Here is a 427-nt window from a genome sequence, read left to right on the forward strand (position 1 = left end):
CTTTCGCCGGCCGACATCGATTACATCACCGCGCACGGCCCCTCGACCATGGCCGACACGATCGAGCTCGGCGCGGTCGAGCGCCTTGTCGGCAATGCCGCCTCGAAGATCTCGATGTCGTCGACCAAGTCGTCGATCGGCCATCTCCTGGGCGCGGCGGGCGCGGCGGAGGCGATCTTCTCGATCCTCGCCATCCGCGACAACACGGCGCCCGCCACCATCAACCTCGACAATCCTGAGCGCGAGACAGCGATCGACCTCGTGCCGAACAAGCCGCGCGCCCGCCAGATCGACGTGGCGCTGTCCAACTCCTTCGGCTTCGGCGGCACCAACGCCTCGCTCGTCTTCCAGCGTTACAATGGCTGAGCGTGGAGCCGGCGGCCGCTCGCGCGGCCTGTCGTCAATTTTGCCATATTCGCCCCTACTC

The 427-nt window shown here is 66.5% G+C and carries 1 pseudogene; it reads left to right on the forward strand.

From position 1 onward, the window contains the following. Positions 1 to 366: pseudogene (locus tag EOA33_RS38470) on the forward strand (beta-ketoacyl-ACP synthase II); the annotation flags it as partial. Between the last annotated feature and the right edge of the window lie 61 nt (positions 367 to 427).

This window comes from Mesorhizobium sp. M4A.F.Ca.ET.050.02.1.1 (assembly GCF_003997725.1).
Classification (GTDB): domain Bacteria; phylum Pseudomonadota; class Alphaproteobacteria; order Rhizobiales; family Rhizobiaceae; genus Mesorhizobium.